General features: G+C 62.9%; 23 protein-coding genes and 1 tRNA gene. 10 read left to right on the plus strand and 14 right to left on the minus strand.

Annotation, left to right across the window (positions count from 1 at the left end; all coding sequences use genetic code 11):
- The first annotated feature begins 16 nt into the window (after positions 1-16).
- Complete coding sequence (gene clpA, locus F6X62_RS06505) at positions 17-2,287, plus strand: ATP-dependent Clp protease ATP-binding subunit ClpA (protein WP_054892332.1); 2,271 nt, start codon at positions 17-19, stop codon at positions 2,285-2,287.
- A gap of 121 nt (positions 2,288-2,408) precedes the next feature.
- On the opposite strand, the gene infA is transcribed toward clpA, so the two are convergent.
- The 3 genes from infA to aat form a co-directional block, all read right to left on the minus strand.
- Positions 2,409-2,627 (minus strand): translation initiation factor IF-1, encoded by a 219-nt coding sequence (gene infA / locus F6X62_RS06510; RefSeq protein WP_002553999.1) that lies wholly within the window; start codon positions 2,625-2,627, stop codon positions 2,409-2,411.
- Between the two features lie 103 nt (positions 2,628-2,730).
- Entirely contained in the window at positions 2,731-3,438 is a 708-nt protein-coding gene (locus F6X62_RS06515) for an arginyltransferase (protein WP_054892331.1), read from the minus strand.
- A gap of 55 nt (positions 3,439-3,493) precedes the next feature.
- Positions 3,494-4,174: a leucyl/phenylalanyl-tRNA--protein transferase gene (aat, locus tag F6X62_RS06520; protein ID WP_153773013.1), complete on the minus strand. Its 681-nt coding sequence runs from the start codon at positions 4,172-4,174 to the stop codon at positions 3,494-3,496.
- Between the two features lie 407 nt (positions 4,175-4,581).
- Here aat and ftsK point away from each other — a divergent pair, with 407 nt between their 5' ends.
- The 6 genes from ftsK to cysG all read left to right on the plus strand — a co-directional run bounded on the left by ftsK (position 4,582) and on the right by cysG (position 12,096).
- Positions 4,582-6,999 (plus strand): DNA translocase FtsK, encoded by a 2,418-nt coding sequence (gene ftsK, locus F6X62_RS06525; RefSeq protein WP_065864366.1) that lies wholly within the window; start codon positions 4,582-4,584, stop codon positions 6,997-6,999.
- Positions 7,000-7,061: 62 nt separating this feature from the next.
- A complete protein-coding gene (gene lolA, locus F6X62_RS06530; protein WP_153773014.1) occupies positions 7,062-7,685 on the plus strand; it encodes an outer membrane lipoprotein chaperone LolA in 624 nt (207 codons plus the stop codon).
- Positions 7,686-7,696: 11 nt separating this feature from the next.
- Positions 7,697-9,022 carry a replication-associated recombination protein A gene (locus F6X62_RS06535; protein WP_054892327.1) on the plus strand — a complete coding sequence of 442 codons (1,326 nt, stop codon included), beginning with the start codon at positions 7,697-7,699 and terminating at the stop codon, positions 9,020-9,022.
- Positions 9,019-9,393 (plus strand): fluoride efflux transporter CrcB, encoded by a 375-nt coding sequence (crcB, locus tag F6X62_RS06540; RefSeq protein ID WP_054892326.1) that lies wholly within the window; start codon positions 9,019-9,021, stop codon positions 9,391-9,393. The genes F6X62_RS06535 and crcB overlap by 4 nt, the downstream gene beginning before the upstream one ends.
- Positions 9,394-9,423: 30 nt before the next feature.
- On the plus strand, positions 9,424-10,704 hold the full coding sequence (gene serS, locus F6X62_RS06545) for a serine--tRNA ligase (protein ID WP_153773015.1): 1,281 nt from the start codon (positions 9,424-9,426) through the stop codon (positions 10,702-10,704).
- The gene (gene cysG, locus F6X62_RS06550; protein ID WP_153773016.1) at positions 10,705-12,096 is read left to right on the plus strand and encodes a siroheme synthase CysG; all 1,392 of its coding nucleotides are present in this window, start codon (positions 10,705-10,707) and stop codon (positions 12,094-12,096) included. It abuts the gene before it with no gap.
- 119 nt (positions 12,097-12,215) lie between these two features.
- Here cysG and F6X62_RS06555 read toward each other — a convergent pair whose 3' ends face one another.
- The 8 genes from F6X62_RS06555 to F6X62_RS06590 form a co-directional block, all read right to left on the minus strand.
- Entirely contained in the window at positions 12,216-13,175 is a 960-nt protein-coding gene (locus tag F6X62_RS06555) for a glutathione S-transferase family protein (RefSeq protein WP_153773017.1), read from the minus strand.
- A gap of 97 nt (positions 13,176-13,272) precedes the next feature.
- Positions 13,273-14,271 (minus strand): glycosyl transferase family protein, encoded by a 999-nt coding sequence (locus F6X62_RS06560; RefSeq protein WP_153773018.1) that lies wholly within the window; start codon positions 14,269-14,271, stop codon positions 13,273-13,275.
- Between the two features lie 8 nt (positions 14,272-14,279).
- Positions 14,280-14,615, minus strand: coding sequence for a TusE/DsrC/DsvC family sulfur relay protein (locus tag F6X62_RS06565; protein WP_054892321.1), 336 nt, complete (start codon positions 14,613-14,615; stop codon positions 14,280-14,282).
- A complete protein-coding gene (gene tusB, locus F6X62_RS06570; protein ID WP_153773019.1) occupies positions 14,612-14,908 on the minus strand; it encodes a sulfurtransferase complex subunit TusB in 297 nt (98 codons plus the stop codon). Before tusB ends, F6X62_RS06565 begins: the two co-directional genes overlap by 4 nt.
- Positions 14,908-15,267: a sulfurtransferase complex subunit TusC gene (tusC, locus tag F6X62_RS06575; protein ID WP_065864358.1), complete on the minus strand. Its 360-nt coding sequence runs from the start codon at positions 15,265-15,267 to the stop codon at positions 14,908-14,910. Before tusC ends, tusB begins: the two co-directional genes overlap by 1 nt.
- Position 15,268: 1 nt before the next feature.
- Positions 15,269-15,661 carry a sulfurtransferase complex subunit TusD gene (tusD, locus tag F6X62_RS06580; RefSeq protein WP_125930282.1) on the minus strand — a complete coding sequence of 131 codons (393 nt, stop codon included), beginning with the start codon at positions 15,659-15,661 and terminating at the stop codon, positions 15,269-15,271.
- A gap of 86 nt (positions 15,662-15,747) precedes the next feature.
- The gene (locus F6X62_RS06585) at positions 15,748-17,127 is read right to left on the minus strand and encodes a nucleobase:cation symporter-2 family protein (protein WP_153773020.1); all 1,380 of its coding nucleotides are present in this window, start codon (positions 17,125-17,127) and stop codon (positions 15,748-15,750) included.
- 184 nt (positions 17,128-17,311) lie between these two features.
- Positions 17,312-17,983, minus strand: a complete 672-nt coding sequence (locus F6X62_RS06590; RefSeq protein WP_054892316.1) for a Bax inhibitor-1/YccA family protein — start codon at positions 17,981-17,983, stop codon at positions 17,312-17,314.
- Between the two features lie 124 nt (positions 17,984-18,107).
- Between F6X62_RS06590 and F6X62_RS06595 the strand changes: the two genes are divergently transcribed.
- Positions 18,108-18,195: transfer RNA gene (locus F6X62_RS06595), tRNA-Ser, on the plus strand.
- Positions 18,196-18,480: 285 nt separating this feature from the next.
- Here the strand turns inward: F6X62_RS06595 and F6X62_RS25355 are convergent.
- On the minus strand, positions 18,481-18,717 hold the full coding sequence (locus tag F6X62_RS25355; RefSeq protein ID WP_232233450.1) for a hypothetical protein: 237 nt from the start codon (positions 18,715-18,717) through the stop codon (positions 18,481-18,483).
- Between the two features lie 98 nt (positions 18,718-18,815).
- A complete protein-coding gene (locus tag F6X62_RS06600) occupies positions 18,816-20,243 on the minus strand; it encodes a PLP-dependent aminotransferase family protein (RefSeq protein WP_218572546.1) in 1,428 nt (475 codons plus the stop codon).
- Between the two features lie 125 nt (positions 20,244-20,368).
- Here F6X62_RS06600 and F6X62_RS06605 point away from each other — a divergent pair, with 125 nt between their 5' ends.
- Together F6X62_RS06605 and F6X62_RS06610 are read left to right on the plus strand one after the other, a co-directional pair.
- The gene (locus F6X62_RS06605) at positions 20,369-20,800 is read left to right on the plus strand and encodes a cupin domain-containing protein (protein WP_063544301.1); all 432 of its coding nucleotides are present in this window, start codon (positions 20,369-20,371) and stop codon (positions 20,798-20,800) included.
- A 1-nt stretch (position 20,801) separates the two neighbouring features.
- The gene (locus F6X62_RS06610; RefSeq protein ID WP_153773021.1) at positions 20,802-21,263 is read left to right on the plus strand and encodes a carboxymuconolactone decarboxylase family protein; all 462 of its coding nucleotides are present in this window, start codon (positions 20,802-20,804) and stop codon (positions 21,261-21,263) included.
- Between the two features lie 219 nt (positions 21,264-21,482).
- Here the strand turns inward: F6X62_RS06610 and F6X62_RS06615 are convergent, their stop codons facing one another.
- Positions 21,483-22,514, minus strand: a complete 1,032-nt coding sequence (locus F6X62_RS06615) for an alpha/beta fold hydrolase (RefSeq protein ID WP_232233452.1) — start codon at positions 22,512-22,514, stop codon at positions 21,483-21,485.
- Positions 22,515-22,546: the final 32 nt, after the last annotated feature.

Consider the following 22,546-nt stretch of genomic DNA (forward strand, 5'->3'; position numbering starts at 1 on the left):
GGTATGAGGTGAAGCTATGTTAAACCGCGAGCTCGAAGTCACCCTCAATCTGGCCTTCAAGGAGGCCCGTTCGAAGCGTCATGAATTCATGACCGTCGAACACCTGTTGCTGGCACTCCTTGACAATGAGGCCGCCGCGACCGTTCTGCGCGCCTGTGGCGCCAATCTCGACAAGCTCAAGCATGACCTGCAGGAGTTCATCGATTCGACCACGCCACTGATTCCCGTCCACGACGAGGACCGCGAAACCCAGCCCACGCTCGGTTTCCAGCGTGTGCTGCAGCGCGCCGTTTTCCACGTGCAAAGCTCCGGCAAGCGTGAAGTGACCGGTGCCAACGTGCTGGTAGCGATCTTCAGCGAACAGGAAAGCCAGGCCGTGTTCCTGCTCAAGCAGCAGAGCGTGGCGCGCATCGATGTGGTCAACTACATCGCCCATGGCATCTCCAAGGTGCCGGGGCACGGTCCGCATGCCGACAGCGACCAGGAAATGCAGGATGAGGAGGGGGGCGAGGCGTCCTCGTCAAGCAACCCGCTGGACGCCTATGCCAGCAACCTCAACGAGCTGGCCCGTGCCGGTCGTATCGATCCGCTGGTGGGGCGTGAGCAGGAGGTCGAGCGCGTCGCGCAGATCCTGGCCCGTCGCCGCAAGAACAACCCGCTGCTGGTCGGGGAGGCGGGCGTCGGCAAGACTGCCATCGCCGAAGGCCTGGCCAAGCGTATCGTCGATGGCCAGGTGCCGGACCTGTTGGCGCAGAGCGTGGTCTACTCGCTCGACCTGGGGGCGCTACTGGCCGGCACCAAATACCGCGGCGATTTCGAGAAGCGCTTCAAGGCGCTGCTCGGCGAGCTGCGCAAGCGTCCGCAGGCAATCCTGTTCATCGACGAGATTCACACCATCATTGGTGCCGGTGCGGCATCCGGTGGGGTGATGGATGCCTCCAACCTGCTCAAGCCGTTGCTGTCCTCCGGGGATATCCGCTGCATCGGCTCGACCACCTTCCAGGAATTCCGTGGCATCTTCGAGAAGGACCGTGCCCTGGCGCGGCGTTTCCAGAAGGTCGATGTCAGCGAGCCGTCGGTGGAAGATACCGTCGGTATCCTGCGTGGCCTGAAGGGGCGTTTCGAAAGCCACCACAACATCGAGTACAGCGATGAGGCGCTGCGCGCGGCTGCAGAACTGGCTGCTCGCTACATCAATGACCGCCACATGCCGGACAAGGCCATCGACGTGATCGATGAAGCGGGTGCATACCAGCGCCTGCAGCCTGAAGCCAGCCGGGTCAAGCGCATCGAGGTGCCGCAGGTCGAGGACATCGTCGCCAAGATCGCGCGGATTCCGCCGAAGCACGTCACCAGTTCCGACAAGGAGCTGCTGCGTAACCTGGAGCGTGATCTCAAGCTGACCGTGTTCGGTCAGGATGCGGCGATCGACTCGCTGTCCACCGCCATCAAGCTGTCGCGTGCAGGCCTGAAGGCGCCGGACAAGCCGGTCGGTTCGTTCCTGTTCGCAGGGCCTACCGGTGTCGGCAAGACCGAGGCTGCACGTCAGTTGGCCAAGGCGCTTGGGGTGGAGCTTGTGCGCTTCGACATGTCCGAGTACATGGAGCGGCATACCGTGTCGCGCCTGATCGGTGCGCCGCCCGGCTATGTCGGTTTCGACCAGGGCGGTCTGCTGACCGAGGCGATCACCAAGCAACCGCACTGTGTACTGCTGCTCGATGAGATCGAGAAGGCCCATCCTGAAGTCTTCAACCTGTTGCTGCAGGTGATGGACCACGGGACGCTGACCGATAACAACGGGCGCAAGGCTGACTTCCGCAACGTGATCCTGATCATGACCACCAACGCGGGTGCCGAGACCGCGGCGCGTGCCTCGATCGGCTTCACCCAGCAGGATCACACGTCCGATGCCATGGAAGTCATCCGCAAGAGCTTCACGCCGGAGTTCCGCAACCGCCTGGACACCATCATCCAGTTTGGCCGCCTGAGTCACGAGACGATCAAGAGTATCGTCGACAAGTTCCTCATCGAGCTGCAGGCCCAGCTGGAAGACAAGCGCGTGTTGCTGGAGGTCAGCGACGAGGCGCGCGGCTGGCTGGCAGTCAAGGGCTACGACGTGCAGATGGGCGCACGGCCGATGGCACGGCTCATCCAGGACAAGATCAAGCGGCCGCTGGCCGAGGAGATCCTGTTCGGTGAGCTGTCCGAGCACGGTGGCGTGGTGCATGTCGAGTTGCGTGACGGTGAGCTGGTCTTCGATTTCGAGACCACGGCCGAGGTTGCGTAACAGCGGTGTCGCGCTGTGCCTGTGGGAGCGGCTTTGGTCGCGATCACAGGCACAGCCGGTCTACATTCAAGCAGCTACAAAAAAGCCCGGCACATAGGCCGGGCTTTTTCATGGCTGGAGCTTAGCGGGCGCGGTAGGTGATGCGGCCCTTGCTCAGGTCGTATGGTGTCAGTTCGACGCGGACCTTGTCGCCAGTGAGAATACGGATGTAGTTCTTGCGCATCTTGCCGGAGATGTGCGCGGTAACGACGTGCCCGTTTTCCAACTCCACGCGGAACATGGTGTTGGGCAGGGTGTCGACGACAGTGCCTTCCATTTCGAAGCTGTCTTCTTTCGACATGCAGTAAAGCCCTCGGTATCCAGTGATGGCCCGACGCACGACTGCACCGGGCAAAAAAAGTGGCGTGGATTATGCCCGAAAACTGTGTTTCAAGCCAATGCTTTCAGTTGAGGCTGACCCAGCGCTGGTTGATCAGCAATTCGATGGGGCGATACTGGGTCTTGTAGTTCATCTTCTTGCAGTTCTTGATCCAGTAACCCAGGTAGACAGCCTCGAGATTCTGCCGCAGCGCTTCGGTGATCTGCCAGAGAATGGCAAAGCGCCCCAGGCTGCGACGTTCTTCATCGGGCTCGTAGAAGGTGTAGACCGCCGAAAGACCGTTGGGCAGCAGGTCGCACACGGCGATCGCCAGCAGGCGGCCTTCGAGGCGGAACTCGTAGAACCAGCAGAATGGCAGGTCGCGTACCAGGAAGGTGGAGAACTGGTCGCGGCTGGGCGGGTACATGTCGCCGTCCGAATGGCGCTGTTCGATGTAGCGTCGATACAGGTCGAAGTACTCTTCCTTGAACGCTGGGCGCGCAGCGGTGACGGTGACGTCGGCGTTGCGTTTGAGGATGCGCCGCTGCTGGCGGTTGGGGATGAAGCGTGCCGCGGGGATGCGCGCCGGCACGCAGGCATTGCAATTCTGGCAGTGCGGGCGATAGAGATGATCGCCGCTGCGACGAAAACCCATTTCAGAAAGGTCGGCGTACACATGGACGTCCATCGGCTGGCTGGGGTCCAGGAACAGCGTGGTCGCCTGCTCCTCCGGCAGATAGCTGCAGGAGTGAGGTTGAGTGGCATAGAACTTCAACCGCGCCAACTCTGTCATGATCGACCCCTCGGCAAGACGTTGTCTTAAGTGTATGCCAGCAATGGGAACTCGCCTAGCGAACCCAGGTTGCCTTGCTGGGCTGGTCGAGGTGGCGCGCGAGATAACGGGCGAACTCGGCGCGGCTGATGGCGCGAGCACCGAGGCTGTGCAAATGATTGGTCGGCATCTGGCAGTCGATCAGGGCAAAGCCGGCCTGGCGCAGGTGCTCGACCAGGGTCGCGAAGCCGACCTTCGAAGCGTTGTCGGCACGGCTGAACATGGACTCTCCGAAGAACAGCTGGCCCATGGCCAAGCCATACAGGCCACCGACCAGCTCGCCATCCTGGCGCACCTCCACCGAATGGGCGATGCCGCGTCGATGCAGTTCACAGTACGCGGCCTGCATGCTGTCGGTGATCCAGGTGCCGTCGGCGTAGTCGCGCGGAGCGGCGCAAGCGGCGATGACCCGTTCGAAGTCGCTGTCGAAGCTGACCTGATAGCGACCCTGGCGCAGGAGCTTGGCCAGTGAGCGCGAAACGTGCAACTCGTCCGGGAAGAGTACGGTGCGCGGGTCCGGTGACCACCAGAGGATGGGTTGGCCGTCCTGGTACCAGGGAAAGCAGCCATGACGATAGGCCTGGATCAGGCGCTCTGGCGTCAGGTCGCCACCGGCGGCGAGCAGGCCGTTGGGCTCGTTCAGGGCTTTTTCCAGGGGCGGGAAGGTCAGCGAGTCGCGGGTCAGCCAGGTGAGCATGGTCTTTCGGCGGTAGGGGAGGGGAGAGGGCAGCATGGCGGCTGAAAGAAACGTGGTCAACGTCTGGCCTTGTGCTGCCTGAGGGGCTGCCAGCGAATGGGATTGGTTCCTGCCCGCCATGGGTGGTTTTGGCACAGCGTATACGGCGGTTTCCTACGCATTAATGAGCCATCCGGCACCAACCCGGACATTTGCTGTCATACCTGTGCAAAAATACAGCATAAGCCTTTGTCACAGAACAAAATGCATGCTCAAATTGCACCCATGGAAATCGGCCCTCCGTTCATGCGCCATGCGGCGTGCCGCCATGGCGGCAGGCGGGCAGTAATGATAAAAGTAGTGGTTCGTCGGCCAGTCATCGGCTCGATCACTATTTAACGCGCAGCGAGCGCAGGAATAGACGCGTTTTGAAGAAATCCACCGCAACCCCGACCCCTTTGCCCGTGCCATTGTGGCGCCAGCAGTTGCATTATCGCCTCAAGGAAGGCGCGCTGATCGCCGTCGGTGCCCTGTGCCTGTACCTGTGGATGGCGCTGCTGACCTACGACACGTCCGATCCGAGCTTCAGCCACACCAGCAACGTCGACCAGGTGCAGAATGCTGCCGGGCGCGCCGGAGCCTTCTTCGCCGACATCCTGTTCATGGTGCTCGGCTACTTCGCCTACATTTTCCCGTTGCTGCTGGCAATCAAGACCTGGCAGATCTTCCGCGAGCGCCATCAGCCCTGGCAATGGAGCGGCTGGCTGTTCTCCTGGCGCTTGATCGGCCTGGTGTTCCTGGTGCTGTCGGGCGCGGCGCTGGCGCATATCCATTTCCACCCTACTGCGAGCATGCCGTTCTCCGCAGGCGGTGCCCTGGGTGAAAGCCTGGGTGACCTGGCGCGCAACCTGCTGAATGTGCAGGGCAGCACGCTGATGTTCATCGCCCTGTTCCTGTTCGGCCTGACCGTGTTCACCGATCTGTCCTGGTTCAAGGTGATGGATGTCACCGGCAAGATCACCCTCGATCTGTTCGAACTGGTGCAGGGCGCAGCCACTCGCTGGTGGGAGGCGCGCAACGAGCGCAAGCGCCTGGTGGCGCAACTGCGCGAGGTAGATGACCAGGTCGATGAGGTGGTTGCTCCTGTGGTCGCGGACAAACGCGAGCAGATCAAGGCCCGCGAGCGCATCATCGAGCGCGACGAGGCACTCACCAAGCACGTGGCCCAGCGCGAGCAACAGCCGGCCCCGGTGATCAACATACCCACGCCGCCGCCCAAGGCCCCCGAACCGAGCAAGCGGGTGATGAAGGAAAAGCAGGCGCCGCTGTTCGTCGACAGCGCCGTCGAAGGCACGCTGCCGTCGATCTCCATTCTCGACCCAGCCGAGCAGAAGAAGATCGAGTATTCGCCCGAGTCGCTGGCTGGCGTCGGTCACCTGCTGGAAATCAAGCTGAAGGAGTTCGGTGTCGAGGTGTCGGTGGACTCCATCCATCCGGGCCCGGTGATTACCCGTTACGAAATCCAGCCGGCTGCAGGTGTCAAGGTCAGCCGCATCGCCAACCTGGCGAAGGACCTGGCGCGTTCGCTGGCAGTGACCAGCGTGCGGGTGGTCGAGGTGATCCCCGGCAAGACAACCGTGGGTATCGAAATCCCCAACGAGAACCGCCAGATGGTGCGCTTCTCCGAAGTGCTGTCGACCCCGCAGTACGACGAGCAGAAGTCGCCGGTCACCCTCGCGCTGGGTCATGACATCGGCGGCAAGCCAGTGATCACCGACCTTGCCAAGATGCCGCACTTGCTGGTGGCCGGTACCACTGGTTCCGGTAAATCGGTGGGTGTGAACGCGATGATCCTTTCGATCCTGTTCAAGTCCGGCCCTGAAGATGCGCGGCTGATCATGATCGACCCGAAGATGCTCGAACTGTCGATCTACGAAGGCATTCCGCACCTGCTGTGCCCGGTGGTCACCGACATGAAGGACGCCGCCAACGCCCTGCGCTGGAGCGTCGCCGAGATGGAGCGCCGCTACAAGCTGATGGCTGCCATGGGCGTGCGTAACCTGGCGGGCTTCAACCGCAAGATCAAGGACGCCCAGGAAGCGGGTGAGGTCATCCACGATCCGCTGTACCGTCGCGAGAGCATGGAAGACGAGCCGCCGACGCTCAAGACCCTGCCGACCATCGTGGTGGTTGTCGATGAATTCGCCGACATGATGATGATCGTCGGCAAGAAGGTCGAAGAGCTGATCGCGCGTATCGCCCAGAAGGCGCGGGCGGCCGGTATCCACCTGATCCTCGCCACCCAGCGTCCGTCGGTCGATGTGATCACCGGCCTGATCAAGGCCAACATCCCGACCCGCATGGCGTTCCAGGTGTCGAGCAAGATCGACTCGCGGACCATCATCGACCAGGGCGGTGCCGAGCAGCTGCTCGGTCATGGTGACATGCTCTACATGCCGCCGGGTACCAGCCTACCGATCCGTGTTCATGGTGCCTTCGTGTCCGACGATGAAGTGCATCGCGTGGTCGAGGCGTGGAAGCTGCGTGGCGCACCGGACTACAACGACGACATCCTCAACGGTGTCGAAGAGGCCGGCAGCGGCTTCGAAGGTGGCGGCGGTGGTGGCGATGGTGACGATGCGGAAACCGACGCCCTGTACGACGAAGCGGTGCAGTTCGTGCTCGAGAGCCGCCGGGCGTCGATCTCCGCGGTACAGCGCAAGCTCAAGATCGGCTACAACCGTGCCGCGCGGATGATCGAGGCGATGGAGATGGCCGGCGTAGTCACCCCGATGAACAGCAACGGCTCGCGGGAAGTGATTGCCCCGGGTGGCCCGCGCGATTGATGATCACTTTGCCGGGCGCCAACGACGGCGTTCGGCCTATTCACTGCTCAATGAGGATTCCCATGCGCGCGATTCGCATGCTGTTGGTTTCTGCCCTGACCCTGGGCTCGGTTACGGCTCATGCCGGTGAGCAAGACGTACAGCGCCTGACCCAATTGCTGGAAAAGTCCCAGACCATCGAGGCCAACTTCTCCCAGCTGACCCTGGATGCCAGCGGCACCAGCTTGCAGGAAACGACCGGCAAGATGACGGTCAAGCGTCCGGGGCTGTTCTACTGGCACACCGATGCTCCGCAGGAGCAGGTGGTGGTGTCCGATGGGCAAAAAGTCACCCTGTGGGACCCGGACCTGGAACAGGCCACGGTCAAGAAGCTTGATGTGCGTTTGAGCCAGACCCCGGCGCTGCTGCTGTCCGGCGATGTCTCCAAGATCAGCCAGAGCTTCGACATCGCGTCGAAGGAGCAGGGCGAGGTCATGGACTTCACCCTCAAGCCCAAGACCAGGGACACGCTGTTCGACTCCCTGCGCATCTCGTTCCGCAAAGGGCTGATCAATGACATGCAACTGATCGACAGCGTCGGTCAGCGCACCAACATCCTGTTCAACGGGGTCAAGGCCAACCAGGCTGTCCCGGCGAGCACGTTCCAGTTCAAGATCCCGGAAGGCGCCGACGTCATCCAGGAGTAACGCGAGGCATCATGGACCTGTTTCGAAGCGAACCCGTTGCCCAGCCTCTGGCTGCTCGCCTGCGTCCGTCCAACCTGGACGAGTACGTGGGCCAGGAGCACCTGCTGGCGCGCGGCAAGCCGCTGCGTGAAGCGTTGGAGCAGGGTGCGCTGCACTCGATGATCTTCTGGGGGCCGCCGGGGGTTGGCAAAACGACGCTGGCCCGGCTGCTTGCGCAGTTTTGCGATGCACATTTCGAGACGGTCTCGGCGGTGCTGGCGGGGGTCAAGGAAATCCGCCAGGCCGTCGAGGTGGCCAAGCAGCAGGCCGGCCAGTATGGTCGGCGTACCATCCTGTTCGTAGATGAAGTGCACCGCTTCAACAAGTCCCAGCAGGATGCCTTCCTACCCTACGTCGAAGACGGCACCTTGCTGTTCATCGGCGCCACCACCGAAAACCCTTCGTTCGAACTGAACAACGCCTTGCTGTCGCGGGCTCGGGTCTATGTGCTCAAGAGCCTGGACGAAGCGGCCCTGCGCAAGTTGGTCAACCGTGCGCTGACCGAAGAACGTGGGCTGGGCAAGCGCAACCTGCGGGTCGGCGATGAGGCGTTCAAAATGCTCATGGCTGCCGCCGATGGTGATGGTCGACGCATGCTCAACTTCCTCGAGAACGCTTCCGACCTTGCCGAGGATGGCAGCGAAATCGACGTGCAGATGCTGCAAAGCCTGCTTGGCGACAGCCGCCGCCGCTTCGACAAGGGTGGCGAGGCGTTCTATGACCAGATATCAGCGCTGCACAAGTCGGTGCGCGGCTCCAATCCTGACGGTGCGCTGTACTGGTTCGCGCGCATGCTCGATGGCGGTTGCGATCCCTTGTACATCGCCCGTCGCGTGGTGCGCATGGCCAGCGAGGACATCGGTAACGCCGACCCCCGCGCACTGAGCCTGTGTCTGGCAGCCTGGGATGTCCAGGAACGCCTGGGCAGCCCCGAGGGCGAGCTGGCGGTGGCTCAGGCCATCACTTACCTTGCCTGCGCACCCAAGAGCAACGCCGTCTACATGGGCTTCAAGACCGCCTTGCGCGAGGCCGCCGAGCATGGCTCGCTCGAAGTGCCACTGCACCTGCGCAACGCACCGACCAAGCTGATGAAGCAACTGGGCTATGGCGATGAGTACCGCTACGCCCACGACGAGCCGGATGCCTACGCAGCAGGCGAAGATTACTTCCCCGACGAGCTCGAGCCACGCCCCTATTACCAGCCAGTGCCACGTGGCCTGGAATTGAAGATTGGCGAGAAACTGCGCCACCTTGCCGAACTGGACCGCAACAGCCCCCGTCAACGGAGAAAAACGTGATTGCCCTGATCGCTTCGGTGAGCGCCGCAGGTATTGCTGGCACCTTGCTTCGCTTTGCGGCGGGCAACTGGGTCAATGCCCACTGGCCACGGCACTTCTATCTCGCTACGCTTGCGGTCAATCTGGTGGGCTGCCTGATCATTGGTGTGCTGTACGGCCTGTTTCTCAACAAGCCCGGCGTGCCGATCGAGGTACGTGCGGGGCTGATTGTCGGCTTCGTCGGCGGGTTGACCACCTTTTCATCCTTTTCACTGGATACCGTGCGCCTGCTCGAAAGCGGACAGGCGCCCCTGGCCTTCGGCTATGCCGCCGCCAGCGTGCTGGGCGGGCTGCTCGCCACCTGGGCTGGCCTTGCCCTGACCCGAATCTGAACCAACACCTAAACACAACGAGAGAACGATATGCTCGATTCCAAACTGTTACGCGGCCAACTTCAGGAAGTGGCGGAACGCCTGGCCTCCCGTGGCTTCAGCCTGGATGTCGCGCGCATCGAATCACTGGAAGAGCGCCGCAAGTCGGTGCAGACCCGCACCGAGCAGCTGCAGGCCGAGCGTAATGCCCGTTCCAAATCCATCGGCCAGGCCAAGGCCAAGGGCGAAGACATCGCCCCGCTGATGGCGGACGTCGAGCGCATGGCCAACGAGCTGGCGGCCGGCAAGACAGAGCTGGACGAGATCCAGGTCGAGCTCGACGGCATCCTGCTGACCATCCCCAACCTGCCGGACGCCAGCGTGCCGGTCGGCGCCAGCGAAGAAGACAATGTCGAAGTGCGCCGCTGGGGCACGCCGCAGGCCTTCGACTTCGAGATCAAGGACCACGTTGCCCTGGGTGAGGTCAGCGGTGGCTTGGACTTCGAGGCCGCGGCCAAGCTGTCCGGCGCGCGCTTTGCCGTGCTGCGTGGGCCGATCGCCCGTCTGCACCGCGCCCTGGCGCAGTTCATGATCAACCTGCACACCGGCGAGCACGGCTACGAGGAGCACTATACCCCGTACCTGGTACAGGCCCCGGCCCTGCAGGGCACCGGTCAGTTGCCGAAGTTCGAGGAAGACCTGTTCAAGATCACCCGCGAAGGCGAGGCCGACTTCTACCTGATCCCGACCGCCGAAGTGTCGCTGACCAACCTGGTGGCGGGCGAGATCCTCGACGCCAAGCAGTTGCCGCTGAAACTGGTCGCCCACACCCCGTGCTTCCGCAGCGAAGCCGGCGCATCGGGCCGTGACACTCGCGGCATGATCCGCCAGCACCAGTTCGACAAGGTCGAGATGGTCCAGGTGGTGGAGCCGTCCAAGTCGATGGAAGCCCTGGAAGGCCTGACCGCCAACGCCGAGCGCGTGCTGCAGTTGCTGGAGCTGCCATACCGCGTGCTGGCCCTGTGCACCGGCGACATGGGCTTCGGCGCGGTGAAGACCTACGACCTGGAAGTGTGGGTGCCGAGCCAGGGCAAGTTCCGCGAAATCAGCTCCTGCTCCAACTGCGGCGACTTCCAGGCCCGCCGCATGCAGGCCCGCTGGCGCAATCCGGAAACCGGCAAGCCGGAGCTGGTGCACACGCTCAACGGTTCGGGCCTGGCCGTGGGCCGTACGCTGGTTGCGGTGCTGGAGAACTACCAGCAGGCCGATGGTTCGATTCGCGTCCCTGAGGTGCTCAAGCCCTACATGGGCGGCGTCGAGGTTATCCGCTAAATGAAGTACCTGCCGCTGTTCCATAAGCTGCAGGGCGGCCGGGTTCTGGTCGTCGGCGGCGGTGAGATCGCCCTGCGCAAGGCTCGCCTGCTGGCGGATGCCGGCGGTGTGCTGCGGGTGGTCGCGCCGGAAGTCGACGGCCAGTTGGCCGCACTGGCCAGGGAAGGCAGCGGAGAGGTGCTGGTGCGTGGCTATCAGGTCGCTGACCTGGAGGGGTGCCGTCTGGTGATCGCTGCCACCGATGACCCGGCGCTCAACGCGCAGGTGTCGGCAGACGCACAAGCGCGCAGCCTGCCGGTCAACGTGGTGGATGCACCGGCCCTGTGCACAGTGATCTTCCCTGCCATCGTCGATCGCTCGCCGTTGGTTGTGGCGGTGTCCAGTGGCGGCGATGCGCCGGTGCTGGCACGCTTGATCCGGGCCAAGCTCGAGGCCTGGATTCCGTCCACCTATGGCGAGCTGGCAGGCCTGGCCGCGCGTTTTCGGGACAAGGTCAAGTCGCTGTACCCGGACGTCAACCAGCGGCGCGGCTTCTGGGAGACAGTGTTCCAGGGGCCGATCGCCGAGCGCCAGTTGGCCGGGCAGGGCGCCGAAGCCGAGCGCCTGTTGCAGGCCATGGTCGATGGCGCCCCTGTGCAACAGGGCGGTGAGGTCTATCTGGTCGGTGCCGGTCCTGGTGATCCCGACTTGTTGACCTTCCGTGCCTTGCGCCTGATGCAGCAGGCTGACGTGGTGCTTTACGACCGTCTGGTGGCTCCGGCCATCATCGAGATGTGCCGGCGTGATGCCGAGCGCATCTATGTCGGCAAGCGTCGCGCTGACCATGCCGTGCCCCAGGACCAGATCAACCGCCTGTTGGTCGATCTGGCCCGCCAAGGGAAGCGTGTGTTGCGCCTGAAGGGCGGCGATCCGTTCATCTTCGGCCGTGGCGGCGAGGAAATCGAGGAACTGGCCGACGAGGGCATCCCCTTCCAGGTGGTGCCGGGTATCACGGCGGCCAGCGGTTGTTCGGCCTACGGCGGTATTCCGCTGACTCACCGCGACTATGCCCAGTCGGTGCGCTTCGTCACGGGCCACCTCAAGGACGGCACCAGTAACCTGCCCTGGAATGACCTGGTGGCGCCAGCCCAGACCCTGGTGTTCTACATGGGCCTGGTTGGCTTGCCGACCATCTGCGCCGAGTTGATCCGTCATGGTCGTGCGGCAAGTACGCCGGCAGCACTGGTGCAGCAGGGCACTACCCGCAATCAGCGCGTGTTCACCGGGACCCTGGCAGACCTGCCGGACCTGGTCGCCCGGCATGAGGTGCATGCGCCGACCCTGGTGATCGTTGGGGAAGTGGTGCAGTTGCGTGACAAGCTGGCCTGGTTCGAAGGGGCGCAGAACAGCTGATCACTGGCACCACTTTGTGATCCATTTGCGGGCAAGCCCGCTCCCACAGGTAAGGCGCCGCTTTAAACCTGTGGGAGCGGGCTTGCCCGCGAATGGGCTGCGAAGCAGCCCCAGCGATTTCAACCCTGCCATATTCCCTTGCCCGCCAACCGCTCACGGTCATGGGGCAGCGTGAAGTCCTGCAACGGCCCCTTGGGCACGATGCCGTTCGGGTTGATGGTCTTGTGGCTCATGTAGTAGTGCTTCTGGATATGCTCCATATTCACCGTCTGCGCCACCCCCGGCCACTGATAAAGCTCGCGTAGCCAGTTGGAGAGGTTCGGGTAGTCCGCCAGTCGTCGCAGGTTGCACTTGAAATGCCCGTGATACACCGCATCGAAGCGCACCAGCGTGGTGAACAGCCTTACATCCGCCTCGGTCAGGTATTCGCCGGCCAGGTAGCGCTGGGTGTCGAGCAGCGCCTCCAGGTGATCCAGCTCATTGAACACCTCATCGAACGCTGCCTCGTACGCCTCCTGGGTGGTGGCGAAGCCTGCGCGATAAACGCCGTTGTTCACCGCCGGGTAAATGCGTTCGTTGAGCGCATCGATGGCGGCGCGCAGTGGTTCGGGGTAGAGGTCCAGACGGTTGCCGGTCAACTCGTCGAACGCGCTGTTGAAGATGCGGATGATTTCCGCTGATTCGTTGTTGACGATGCGCTTCTCTTGCTTGTCCCACAGCACGGGTACCGTCACCCGTCCGGTGTAGTGCGGATCATCCAAGGTATAGCGTTGATGCAGGTACCGGAGAGCGTCGAGATGATCGCCGGTCGAGCCTTGTGCGGTGTCGAAGGTCCAACCATGCTCGCCCATCAGCCAGCTCACTACAGAGACGTCGATCAGTGGCTCCAGGCCCTTGAGTGCGCGGAGGATCAGGGTGCGGTGCGCCCATGGGCATGCCAGCGAAACATACAGGTGGTAACGGCCTGCTTCGGCCGCAGGTAGCGCATTTCGGCGCTGGGCGTTTTCGCGGCGGAAGGCGCCATCCTTGCTGTTCTGGTACCACTGGTCATGCCAGCGGCCGTCGATCAAAAGGCCCATGTGGAGCTCCAATTACAAGTCGTTTGTCGTTGGAGCTCAGTCTAGGGCATACCGTTCGAATAAATAGCGCAAATATCGCCGGTCATTGATCGAGTGATTAGATGTTTCGGTTTGACCAGAACGTGCGCGCGGTGCTGAACGCCAGTTCGCGATCCTGGCCCAGACCGCGCAGCGCCAGGGCCATGGTCGCGACTACTGCCAGCTCGCCATAGCTGTCCTGCGCCGCGCCGCGCCATACCGCCAACAGATGCTCAGGCTCAAGCTTTGCCGGCTTGACGTGGCGTTGTGCGCTCAGCGCGGGCCATTCTTCGTCCCAGGCCTCGCTGCCAGTAGTGCCGTACAAGTGACTGAGGACATCGGGGTTCACCTCGATCTCGCCGCCATCACCTTTGATCACCAGGGCGTGATCGCCGAGCAGGCGGCTGGCTTCGCGGTGCACGGCCTGGTAGCCGGGGTGGAAGATGCTTTGCAGGCCGCAGCGGGCGCCGAGTGGGTTGAGTACACGGGCCAGGGAGTGGATCGGCGAGCGCAGGCCCAAGGTGTTGCGCAGGTCGATCATCCGCTGCAACTGCGGCGCCCAGTCCTGCAACGGGAAGAAGGCCAGTTGCTGCTGGTCCAGGCTGCTGGCCACCGCTTGCCAGTCGCGGCACAGGGGGATGTCCAACAGGGTGAGCAACTGTTCGGTGTACAGGCGCCCGGCCGTGTGGGCGCCGCCGCCATGCATGAGAATACGCACGCCGTTGCCAGCCAGGCACTTGGCGGCCAGCAGGTACCAGGGCAGGTGGCGCTTCTTGCCGGCATAGCTTGGCCAGTCGATATCCACGGCGATCGATGGTGCTTGCAGGTGGCTGCGCAGGGCTTCGGTGAAACCAGCCAGTTCCTCGGCACTTTCCTCCTTGTGCCGCAGCAGCATCAGGAAGGCGCCCAGTTGGGTGTCTTCGACTTTCCCTTCGAGCAGCAGTGTCATCGCCGCGCGCGCTTCCTCGCGGGTCAAGCCCCGTGCCCCTCGCTTGCCCTTGCCAAGAATGCGCACGAATTCGGCGAAGGGGTGTTCGGCCGGGGTTTCCAGGGTCAGGGGGCTTGGGCTGTCGGTCATCGGCTCGGTCATATGCAGTTGGTCGGCTTGGGCAGGCCCGCCAGCTTGGCGGCCAGTTTGGCGGGGGTGCCGTTGAACAGACGGTTCAGGTGCGGGCTGTTGCCCTTGTCCGGGCCCAGCTTCAGGGCGGTGTACTTGATCAGCGGACGAGTCGCTGGCGAAAGCTGATATTCGTCGTAGAACTGACGCAGCAGTTCGAGGACTTCCCAATGGTCCGGGGTCAATGCGATCGCTTCACGAGCGGCCAGGGCTTGGGCGACCTCGTGGGACCAGTCCTGCAAGTCGACCAGGAAGCCGTCCTTGTCCAGGGCGATCGAGCGATCGCCGACAGTCAGGTTGCTCATAGCCAGGTGTTGACCTTGTCGTAGTGCAGCGAGAGCTCGACGAAGGCGGGATAGTCCACGGCCTTTGCCAACTCGCTGGGGATTGCGCGGGCCTGTAGGTCTTCTTCGAGGGCGAACAGGCGTTGCTCCAGGCCTGCAGCGTGCAACACCCGGTAAGGTTCGCTGCCAGGCTTGAGGGCGTAGGTTGCATCGCCGCACAGCAGCAGCGCGTCCTGGGTGTCCAGCAAACGCAGGCAGCTGGCCAGGCGGTCGTCGCCGAAGGGCGAATGGCTGATTACATGCAAGGTCATCATCAGAGGGTCACCACCTGGTCGAAACGGGCGATCAGTGCGCGCAGCGCTGCATCGTCGAGAACCTGTACTGGCAGTTCCAGCGTGCTGCCGTCCAGCCCGCGCTGCTGGAGGCTGTGCGCGCAGGCGAACAGTTCCTCGACCCCGAACATCGGAAGCGCCTGCAGGTTGGCGGCAAGGTTCTTCTGCTGCAGCAGCGCCGGTTGTTGGCTGCTGGCGAGCTGGAAGACACCGTCGTCGAGAAACAGCATGCCCAGCGGCAGGTCGAAGGCGCCACCGGCAAGCGCGATATCCAGCGCTTCGCGGGCGGATGGCCCATTCCAAGGCGCCTGACGGCTGATGATCAACAAGGATCTGGCCATTTCAATCGCCTCCGAAGCAGACCAGGCGGTCTGCCGTTTGCGCAGCTTCGTGCAGTTGCCCAAGGCCGGACAGTTCCCAGGGTTTGGGCAGGTTCACGGCAGGGCGCTGGTAACGGTTGGCTTCGGCCTCGTCGAGCACGCCCCGGCGCAATGCTGCGGCGATGCAGACCACGGCATCGAGCTGATGGTCGCTGACGAAGCTGCGCCATTGCGCCGCCACATCCTGTTCATCCTGAGGCGCGACGACGTTGGCCGAGGCGCTGTGCACCCCATCCTGATAGAAGAACAGTCGGGTAATCTCGTGTCCGCCGGCCACGGCCGCCTCGGCGAAGCGCAGCGCGCGGCGCGAGGAGGGCGCATGGGCCGGAGAAAACACCGCGATGGCGAATTTCATGGAAGGCTCGTGCAAAGAAATGCCGTCATGATAAAGCAAAAAGCCCGCACCTGTAGGCGCGGGCTTTTGTCTGTCGGCAACAGTGGTCAGGCGCGTTCCTTGCTCTCTGGCAGGAACCAGTTCAGCACCAGGGCGCAGATGCCGCCGGTGGCAACGCCCGACTCCAGTACGTTACGCAGCGCCGCCGGCATGTGCGCCAGGAACTCCGGCACCTGCGCCACGCCCAGCCCCAGGGCCAGCGACACGGCGATGATCAGCAGCGCCCGCCGGTCCAGGCGGGTGCTGGCCAGGATGTTGATCCCTGATGCCGCCACTGCACCGAACATCACCATCGCAGCGCCACCCAGCACAGGCTCCGGCACGGCCTGGATCACCCCGGCTACGCTCGGAAACAGCCCCAGCAGTACCAGCATGAGCGCGATCCAGACACCGATATGACGGCTGGCGATGCCCGTCAGCTGGATCACCCCATTGTTCTGCGCAAAGATCGAGCTGGGGAAGGTGTTGAACAGGCCCGCCAGCAGCGAGTTGGCACCATTGACCAGCACCCCGCCCTTGATCCGTTGCATCCACACTGGCCCCTCGACCGGCTGGCGCGACACTTTGCTGGTGGCTGTCACATCGCCGATGGCTTCCAGCGAGGTCACAAGGTAGATCACCAGCATCGGAATGAACAGCGCCCAGGAGAAGCCCAGGCCGAAGTGCAGCGGGACCGGCACCTGGAACAGCGCGGCCTCGTGCATGCCAGTGAAGTCCAGGCGCCCCAGGTAGCCTGCCAGCGCATAGCCCACCGCCAGCGCGATGACGATGGCGCAACTGCGCATCCACACCACCGGAATCCGGTTGAGGACCACGATGATCGCCAGCACCACGCCCGACAGCAGCAGGTTCTCGCCATTGGCGAAGGTGCCGTTGCCCATGGCCGCGAAGCCACCGCCCATGCTGATCAGGCCAACCTTGATCAGGGTGAGGCCGATCATCAGCACCACGATGCCTGTCACCAGCGGGGTGATCAGGCGCTTGATGAATGGCAGGATGCGCGAAACGCCCATCTCCACGAACGAGCCGGCGATCACTACCCCGAAAATCGCCGCCATCACGCCTTCGACTGGCGTACCCTGCTTGACCATCAGCGCGCCACCGGCAATCAGCGGCCCGACGAAGTTGAAGCTGGTGCCCTGGACGATCAGCAATCCCGCGCCGAATGGCCCGAAGCGCTTGCACTGGACGAAGGTGGCGATGCCCGAGATCACCAACGACATCGACACGATCAGGTTGGTGTCTCGCGGCGAAACGCCCAGCGCCTGGCAGATCAACAGGCCAGGCGTGACGATTGGCACGATGATCGCTAACAAGTGCTGCAGTGCCGCCAGCAGGCCGATCAGTGGCCGCGGCTTGTCCTCGAGGCCAAGGACCAGTTCGTTGGCAGGCGCCGTCGCGCCCGGCTCGTGTTCGAGTGAACTCATGGGAAACCGCCCCGAAGAAAAAAGGAGCGCATTCTACGGGGCCCGACGGTGAAGGGGTAGAGGTACGTCTTGGCTGGGCGCTCTTTGTTTCTTTGTGGCGGGGAGGGGCGTGCAACCCTAAAAGCATCCGCCCACAAAAAAGCCCGCCGAAGCGGGCTTTCCTGAATCGTCCAATCGCTAGCGATCAGTCGTCACGACCCATGATGCCGAACAGTTGCAGCAGGCTGACGAACAGGTTGTAGATCGATACATACAGGCTGATGGTCGCCATGATGTAGTTGCGCTCGCCGCCATGGATGATGGCGCTGGTCTGGAACAGGATGCAGACCGACGAGAACAGCACGAAGCCAGCGCTGATCGCCAGTTGCAGGCCGCTGATCTGGAAGAAGAAGCTCGCGACCACGGCACCCAGCAACACGAAGAAGCCCGCGGTGATGAAGCCGCTGAGGAAGCTCATGTCGCGGCGGGTGATCAGCACGTAGGCCGACAGGCCGCCGAACACCAGTGCGGTCATGGCGAAGGCCGAGCTGACCACTTCAGCGCCACCGGCCATGCCGAGGTAGCGGTTTAGGATCGGGCCGAGGATGAAGCCCATGAAGCCGGTGAGGGCGAAGGTCGAAACCAGGCCCCAGACCGAGTCACGCAGCTTGGCGGTGAGGAAGAACAGCCCGTAGAAGCCGATCAGCACCACGAAGATGTTCGGGTAGCCGACGCGCATCTGTTGAGCGACGAAAGCCATCACGCCGCTGAAGGCAAGCGTGAGCGCCAGCAGGCTATACGTGTTGCGCAGGACCTTGCTGACCTCCTGCTGCTCGACCTGCTGGCCGTGTTGTACGGCGTAATCCTGTTCGCGCATGGCGACACTCCTGTGGGTTTGAAACGTTCAGATGCAAAGATCATAACAGAGCCTCTGCAACGGGCGACAGAGAGAGTTTGACAGCGTGTTTCATTACGGTATGATTGCCGCCGCAAAACAAGCTGGAAGCGTGGCCGAGTGGTTTAAGGCAACGGTCTTGAAAACCGTCGATGGGCAACTATCCTAGAGTTCGAATCTCTACGCTTCCGCCATATTCAAAGCCCTGATTATTCAGGGCTTTTTGCGTTTCTGGGGTAGAAAAAACTTTCCGAAGCGCTTCCGACACGTTACTTGGTCGGCAGGTTTCGCCAAGAGCCCGCTAGGTGGCGCTCCCCGCACGTTATCTGTTCTTTGGTTTGCCCCGGCAGCAGTTGCATGGTCCAGATCGATGGATGTCCGAAGCTGCGGCTGGTCAGTAAATTTATACATGTGGCGAAGCTTGGAGCGGCTACGCGAGAGCCGCTTCGCCGGAGTCTTCGCGGTCAGTCGACGCTTGTCTACCCTTCAGGCAAGCTCACACCGCATATGAAATCATCCGATCCTAGTCGGTGTGCGCCATACTCCACGACGTAGTCATCTCCCCGGCGTTGCGCCTCCATCCTGGCGGTATTTCTGTCGGCGAAGACGTCGACAAAGTGCCAGGGATGTCGATCCCTCAGCACTCCCCAGCCAAGCACCCAGCCCTCGTTGTGAGGATCGGGTGGAAGATTTTTTGCCAAGCTGCGTAGGGTCATGACCTCTCCTTGAAGTAGCCGTGTGACAACGCCAAGGCCCTTCGTGAACGCTGCAGTTGATCTTGCCAGTGTAGACGGCTGATGGCCAGGGCCAGGGTCTATAGCCCACCCCCATCACCCTCCACAAACCGCCCAACAATCTCATCCAGCCGATCACAGCACCGCTCCAGCTCTCGCCCCGAGCTGGTCGCAATACCAAGCAGAATCCCGCTGCTGGCCCGCGCCTGGTCCAGATACCACGGCGACAATGCCCCAGGCGACATGCCGAACATCGACGCCTCTCTGACAATGCTCACATCCAGCGTCCCAGCCGGCAGTCGCAACAGCACCGCGAGCCCGGCAGTGCAGATGTCGGCACCCAGTGGCCTTTTTTTCAAGGCGCTGAGCAGTTCGTCACGCTGGCTGCGGTACAGGCGTTTCGCCCGGCGAAGATGGCGCAGGTAATGTCCCTGCTGCATGAATTCCGCCGTGGCCAGTTGCACGGCGGGACCTGGCGCGGGGCTCAGGCAGGCGGCGACTTCGCCGAGCCTGGGGGCCAGTGCCGGTGGGGCGATCAGGAAGCCCAGGCGCAGCGCTGGGCTGATGGTCTTGCTGAAGGAGCCGATGTGCACCACACGGCCATTGCGGTCCAGGGAGGCGAGGGCGGGTGCTGCCCTGGACTCCAGTTGCAGCTCGCTGAGGTAGTCGTCTTCGATGATCCAGGCGTTGTTCTGCGCGGCCCAGTCGAGCAGGTTCAGGCGTCTGGGCAGGGACAACGTGACGCCCAGTGGGGCGTGCTGTCCGGGGGTGACCAGCGCCACGGCGGCATCCGGCGCCAGGCGCCGGCCCTGTTCGACGTCCATGCCCGACGCGTCCACCGGTACGGGAACCGGCACCAGCCCGGCGAGCTCCAGGCCTTTTCGGGAGAACGGAAAGCCGGGGTCTTCGATCCAGGCCTTGCGGCCGCCGATGCCCAGGGTCTGCAGAAGCAGGCCGAGCCCGCCAGCGAAACCACTGGTGATGATCACCTGCGAGGGCAGGCACTCGATGCCTCGGGCGATGGCCACATAGGCGGCCACCACCCGGCGCAGTTCCAGCTCGCCCCGCGGGTCGGGGTACTGGATCGAGCCGCGCATCTCCGAGCGCATGGCATGTGAGCGGATTTGGCTGAACAGCCTCGCTGGCAAGCTTTCATGGGCCGGAACACCGAGCTGGAAGATTGCGGGGCCTGCGGTGAACTCGCGGTACAACTCCATGAACGGGGTTTCGCGCGGGGGTGTTTCTTCGCGCGCGGGGAGTGCTGGCCGGTCGCAGACGCGTGTGCCATCCGCCCGTGAGGCGACCACGAGCTGGGCGTCCACGAGCATCTCGTAGGCGGCGCGCACGGTGCCGCGCGATACGCCCAACTGGGCGGCGAGGTCCAGCCAGGAGGGGAGGCGTGCGCCAGGCTTGAGTACGCCGGATTCGATCGCGGCACCGATGCTGGCGCGGATCTGCTCGGTCAAGGGTGTTTTTGCAGCGCGGTCGATGCTGACGTTGAGCGGCATGAGTATTAGGCCTGGACGCGACGAGGTAGCCGCCTGGTACATGTAAAAAAGGTATTTTTGGTGCTTTTTAATGTACCAGATAGCACCGAGACTGACGTTGCCATTCATTCCACGAGGAACTCTCGATGAAGCGTTTTTCGCTCACGGCTACCCTTTTTGCCGGCGTCCTGTTGGGCGCTTCGCTGACGGCCCAGGCGCATGGTGTCGGCGAGGTAGTGACGCCCAACTTCGAACATGCCATTCCCAACATTCCAGGCAAATCGCTGGTGGCGGTCGAGGTGGACTATGCGCCGGGTGCTCAGTCGCCTTCGCATGTGCATGCCCAATCGGCATTCATCTACGCCTATGTCGTATCGGGGGCCATCGAGTCCCAGGTCGATGATGGCCCCAAGCAGGTCTTCAAGGCCGGCGAAAGCTGGTACGAGAACCCCGGCGCGCGTCATACCGTGAGCCGCAACGCCAGCAAGACAGCGCCTGCTAAGCTGCTCGCGGTCTTCATTGTCGATAGCGATGACAAAGCCCTCACCACACCTGTCGCACACGCCGGGGAGAAGTAAGATGACCAACCGACTCGATTACAACCAACTGGCACCCGGTGGGGCAAAGGCCCTGGGAGGGGTCTACGCCTATGTCATGCAGAGCGGTCTCGATGCAACGCTGGTAGAAATGGTTTACCTGCGGGTCTCGCAGATCAACAACTGCGCCTATTGCCTGGACATGCACACCCGCGACCTGATCAAGAAAGGCCAGAAGATCGAGAAGATCGCTCTGGTCCAGGCCTGGGCAGAAGCGGGCGATCTGTTCGATGCGCGCGAACGGGCGGCACTTGCCTGGGCCGAGCAGGTCACGCGAGTGGCGCAGACCGGTGTGCCGGATGACGCCTATGCGGCAGCCCGCCTGGTGTTTGCCGAGCGCGAGCTGATCGACCTGACGATCGCCATCAGCTTGATGAACGCCTACAACCGTATGGCCATCAGTTTCCGCAACACGCCCAAGGCCGTCGGGGAGTTGGCGCGATGAAGGTGCTGATTGCCGGGCGCCAGACTCGGTGACCTCAGAACAGGCGTTGGTCAGTTTTGGCAGGAGGCGCTGTTCTATCATGCAGCGATGCGGGGTGCGTTCAATGCTGGAATTCCGACCTGCCACAGGCCGTTGACCTTTATTGTCCTGATGACCTGTTGTCCTGCGCAAAAAGCCCTGGCATGCCAGGGCTTTTGTTTGCGGATGAGCCAGGGCCAGTCAAAGGTGGTCGGCATCCACCACCGCCTGCGCGAAGGCTGCAGGTGCCTCCTGCGGTGGGTTATGACCAATCCCGCCGGTCAGCAAGCGATGCTCGTACTTCCCGGTAAAACGTTGCCGATAGGCGTCTGCCGGCGGATGCGGTGCGCCGTTGGCGTCACCTTCGAGGGTGATGGTCGGTACCGTGATCGCGGGGAACTTGGCCAGTTTCGCTTCCAGCGGATCGTATTGGGTTTCGCCCTGCGCCAGGCCCAGGCGCCAACGGTAGTTGTTGACGGTGATCGCCACCTGATCAGGGTTGTCCAGCGCCTTGGCACTGCGATCGAAGGTGGCGTCGTCGAATGCCCACTTCGGCGAGGCGAGCTGCCAGATCAGCTTGGCGAAGTCATGACGATTCTTTTCATACCCGGCACGGCCGCGCTCGGTGGCGAAGTAGAACTGGTACCACCATTGCAGCTCGGCACTGGGCGGCAGCGGGGCCTTGGCGGCCTCCTGGCTGCTGATGAGATAGCCGCTGACCGAGACCAGCGCCTTGACCCGCTCGGGCCACAGGGCCGAGACGATGTCGGCGCTACGTGCACCCCAGTCGAAGCCTGCGAGCACGGCCTTTTGTACGTGCAGAGCGTCCATGAAGGCGATCACATCGCTGGCCAGGGCCGAGGGTTGAGCGTTGCGGGGCGTCTTGTCGGAGAGGAAGCGGGTGTCGCCGTAGCCACGAACATAGGGCACCAGGACGCGATAGCCCTTGGCCGCGAGCAGGGGCGTCACGGTTTCGAAGCTGTGGATGTCATAGGGCCAGCCGTGCAGGAGGATGACTACAGGACCGTCGGCGGGACCCTGTTCGACGTAGGCGACATCCAGCACGCCGGCCTTGATGTGCTTGAGCGGGCCAAAGCTGTCGTGTGCGGTTTGCGTGCTTGGGGCAGCAGGCGTTGGGTCCGCGGCGAAGGCTGCGCCTGTGGCAACGAGGCTCAGCGGCATCAGTACGGCGGCGAGCAGGGCGGGGTATCTGAAACGGTGAGGGCTGGACATGGACATTTCCTTGGCGTGGCCGTGGGGCGGGG

This window comes from Pseudomonas sp. MNR3A (assembly GCF_009650575.1).
In the GTDB taxonomy this organism is placed as follows: domain Bacteria; phylum Pseudomonadota; class Gammaproteobacteria; order Pseudomonadales; family Pseudomonadaceae; genus Aquipseudomonas; species Aquipseudomonas machongensis.